Origin of the sequence: Micrococcus sp. 116 (genome assembly GCF_902506395.1) — a bacterium.
In the GTDB taxonomy this organism is placed as follows: Bacteria; Actinomycetota; Actinomycetes; order Actinomycetales; family Micrococcaceae; genus Micrococcus; species Micrococcus luteus.
The window spans coordinates 1-3,457 of record NZ_LR732380.1 but is presented as its reverse complement, the minus strand read 5'-3'; the positions used below and the strand labels follow the sequence as shown (position 1 = coordinate 3,457).

The 3,457-nt window shown below is 74.5% G+C and carries 5 protein-coding genes; 2 read left to right on the top strand and 3 right to left on the bottom strand.

The features are described from left to right. Positions 1 to 220: 220 nt before the first annotated feature. Together CITRIK5_RS11940 and CITRIK5_RS11935 are read right to left on the bottom strand one after the other, a co-directional pair. Positions 221 to 661 carry a hypothetical protein gene (locus tag CITRIK5_RS11940; protein ID WP_119217719.1) on the bottom strand — a complete coding sequence of 147 codons (441 nt, stop codon included), beginning with the start codon at positions 659 to 661 and terminating at the stop codon, positions 221 to 223. A 124-nt stretch (positions 662 to 785) separates the two neighbouring features. Next, complete coding sequence (locus tag CITRIK5_RS11935) at positions 786 to 1,355, bottom strand: adenylate kinase (protein ID WP_049145716.1); 570 nt, start codon at positions 1,353 to 1,355, stop codon at positions 786 to 788. A gap of 59 nt (positions 1,356 to 1,414) precedes the next feature. On the opposite strand from CITRIK5_RS11935, the gene CITRIK5_RS11930 reads away from it, so the two are divergent. Both CITRIK5_RS11930 and CITRIK5_RS11925 read left to right on the top strand, forming a co-directional pair. Beyond that, the gene (locus tag CITRIK5_RS11930) at positions 1,415 to 2,032 is read left to right on the top strand and encodes a hypothetical protein (protein ID WP_119217718.1); all 618 of its coding nucleotides are present in this window, start codon (positions 1,415 to 1,417) and stop codon (positions 2,030 to 2,032) included. After that, a complete protein-coding gene (locus CITRIK5_RS11925; protein WP_010080016.1) occupies positions 2,029 to 2,802 on the top strand; it encodes a bifunctional 2-polyprenyl-6-hydroxyphenol methylase/3-demethylubiquinol 3-O-methyltransferase UbiG in 774 nt (257 codons plus the stop codon). The genes CITRIK5_RS11930 and CITRIK5_RS11925 overlap by 4 nt, the downstream gene beginning before the upstream one ends. A 31-nt stretch (positions 2,803 to 2,833) precedes the next feature. Here the strand turns inward: CITRIK5_RS11925 and CITRIK5_RS11920 are convergent, their stop codons facing one another. Beyond that, positions 2,834 to 3,298 (bottom strand): NUDIX domain-containing protein, encoded by a 465-nt coding sequence (locus CITRIK5_RS11920; protein ID WP_010080015.1) that lies wholly within the window; start codon positions 3,296 to 3,298, stop codon positions 2,834 to 2,836. Positions 3,299 to 3,457: the final 159 nt, after the last annotated feature.

The window sequence follows — 3,457 nt, the reverse complement described above, 5'->3', positions numbered from 1 at the left end:
TACGAGCCAGGGCCGGGGCGCTGCTGGACGAGGCGGTCGCCCGGATCGGCGGGCGGCGTGGGGGCGGGGCGCTCGGGCATGAGCCGATGGTGCCACGGGAGCGTCCGACGCCCGGCGCCCGACGTGCTCCTGAGTGCTCCGGCGTCGCCGAATCCACTGCGGAACTGACCCTTCTGGCGACCGCCACCGCCCTCAGAAGGGTCACTTCCGCAGCGGATTCTCAGCCGTCCTCGCGGCGCAACGGCACCGGGACCGGCTCGGGCTGCGGCTCCCCGGTGGTGGTGGCCGCGAGCACGCCGTGTGCCGCCGCGGTCAGCACGGCGGCGAAGAGTCCCACACCCAGCGCCGTGGCGGCCCCGTCCGCGAGCAGGGGGATCACCATGCCCGGCACGATCGCGACCCCCACCATCACCACCGCGAACCACGCCGTACTCCCCCGGCCGGCGTAGAACACCTGACGCCCCGCCTCCTCCTGGTCCACCCGGTGGTGCACGTCGCGCAGGGCGAGGGCCACGCCCAGGATGCACGCCGTCAGCAGCCCGACCGCCCATCCCAGCCCCAGCTCGTGCCGCAGTCCGGACACGACGCCGGCGCATCCCACGAGCGCCGCCGCGACGGCGATCCGCACGTGCCAGACCTTCTCCCGCTCCATCCCGTCCATGGCCCCACCCTGTCAGAGCGCGGGACGAAGGGCGAGGCGGCCGCAGGACCTCCCCTTCTGCTCAGGACCGTGTCCTGAGGACGCGGTCCTGAGCACGACGTGAGGTCCGGAGGAGCAGCGTGCTTCAGGGAGCCTGCCGCCTGCCCTCCAGCCGGGCCAGCACCCACTCCCACTGCCGCGGCGTGCTCAGGCGCAGCACCGGCGCCCCCTCCGCCGCGGCCTCCCGCTCCCGGGCCCATGCCCGCTTGCGGTCGAACGTGGCGGCGTGCCAGCGCAGGATCGACTCCTCCCCGAGCACCCGACGCCAGGACTCGCGGTTGCCGTTGCACATCTCCCCCTGCCCCACCACCCGGCGGATCGTGCGCCGCACCAGGCGCGTGAAGGTCCGGGCCCGCGAGTAATCCAGGGCGATGACGACGTCGGTCCGCTTCATGACCATCGGCCGGTAGAAGCCGTAGGCGGAGTCCAGCACCCAGGCCTCCCCCGCCGTGACCGAGTCCGCCAGGGCGGTCTGCTCGGCCTCCGGCCGCGGGACCCAGCCCGGCAGCCAGCCGAACTCCTCGTCCACGAGGGTGACCGGCAGGCCGAGCACAGCGCCGAGCCGCACGGCCGCGGTGGACTTCCCGGCCCCCGTGACCCCGTGGAACAGGACGCGGCGGGCCTGCCGCACGTGGTCGATCGAGGCGGAGGGCATGGGAGGAGGCTAACGGCCGTGACACGATGGCCCCGGTCGCACACAGCAGGAGGGAAACGATGACACAGGTGCACACAGGCAACGCTCACAGGCAGATCGTGGACGGCCAGCGCGTCCGCGGGATCAGCCGGGCGGGTCATCCGGTGGTCTTCGGCGGGCTGATCGGGGTGGTCGGCGGCATGGCCTTCCTGCTCGCCGGGATCGCCGGGTTGCCCGGCGACGCTCAGAGCATGCTCCGCAGTGCGGCGGTCGCCCTCGCCGTCTTCGCCCTCGCGGCGGTCCTGCTCCGCCGCCGGACCCTGCCCGCCCTGCCGCCCCCGGCGCCCGGGGCGCTGCGGGTGTACGGGGCCGCCGTCGTCGTGATGCTGCTGCTGTTCCCGGTGACCCGTCTGGTGGCCCGGGCCGCAGACGCGCCGACGGCGCAGATCGCCCTGGTGGCGGCCGTGGTGGGCGCGCACTTCCTGCCGTTCGCGCGCGCGTTCGGCGCGCCGGTGTTCCGGTGGATCGGCGGGTCGATGCTGGTCGTGGGCCTGGTCGGCGCCCTGGCGGCGATGCTCCGCGTGCCCGCCGCGGGACCGGCCGGGGCCGCGGCGGCCGGCGCGGCGATGCTGCTGATCGTGGCGGGGCAGGCCCTGCGGCAGGGGGCGCCCGCCCCGGGTGACAGACTGCGCGCATGACCGACGCCCCCTCCCGCGCCGAGGCCAACCGGCGCACCTACGACGACGCCCGCCTCGCCGCGATCTACGACGTGGACAACCCCGCGGGCGAGGACCACGCGTTCTTCCGCCGGGTCGCGGACGAGGTCTCGGCCGCGCGGGCCAGCACCCGCATCGTCGACCTCGGCTGCGGCACCGGCATCCTGACGGTGACGCTCGCGGGCCCGGGGCGGGACGTTGTCGGGATCGACCCGGCCGAGGCCATGCTCGCGGCGGCCCGCGCGCGCCCGGGCGGGGACGGCGTCGAGTGGCGACACGGGGATGCGGGGCTGATCGCGCCGGACTCCGCCGACCTGGTGGTGATGAGCGGCAACGTGGCCATGCACCTGGTCGACGACGACTGGCACGCGTCGCTGCGGCGCATCGGTGCGGGGCTCGTGCCCGGCGGCCGCCTGGTCTTCGAGACGCGCAACCCCGTCCGGCGCGCGTGGGAGGGCTGGCAGCAGGACCCCACGGAGCGCACGATGCCGGCCGGGCGGGTCCTCGAGTCGGAGCGCACCTCCGCCCCGGACCGGCACGGGGTGGTGACGATGCGCGTGCGCACCGAGTTCCTCGACTCCGGGGAGGTGTCCGAGGTGGACCAGCACCTGCAGTTCCGCTCCGCGGAGCAGGTGCGCGCGGACCTGGCCGCAGCGGGGCTGCGGGTGGAACGGCTCTCCGGAGACTGGCACCGCACGGCCTTCGACCCCGCCGAGCACCCGCTCATGGTGGTGGAGGCGGTGCGGGACTGACCGGGCGGTGGACGGCGAGCCCCTATGCCCCTCAGCCCCCGAACCCGACCGCCGTGTCCGGGGTGAGGTCGCCGTCGCGCAGGCCCTCCAGCACGAGCCGCTCGTAGTCCGGAATCGGGCTCGGCAACGAATCCAGGGGGAACCACTCCAGGTGGGAGGCCTTGCCGGGCTCGCAGATCCGCGGCTCACCCGCCCAGGACCGGCAGGCCCAGAACCAGTCCACGCGCTGCTCGCGCGGGGTGTCCGTGCCGTCCGTGCGCTGCATGACGGTCAGCAGCTCGAGGGCAGCAGGCTCGATCTCGACGCCGAGCTCCTCCGCCGTCTCCCGGACCGCCCCCTGCCGGGCCGCCTCCCCCGGCTCCACGTGCCCGGCGGCGCCCGCCACCCAGAACCCGTCCATGTACCCGGTGTGATGCCGGCGCTGCAGCAGCACCTCCCGTCCCCGCAGCAAGAGGACGTAGGAGGAGGGCACGAGGGCGAAGGAGTGGGCGGCCATGGGCACCATCATCGCCTCACGGGACCGCCACTGCGGCCGGTGCGTGGATGACGCCCGTGACCTGGGCATTCGCTGGGAACTGCCGCTAGCGCTGTCTCTTATACCACATCTCCGAGCCCACGAGACTCCTGAGCATCTCGTATGCCGTCTTCTGCTTGA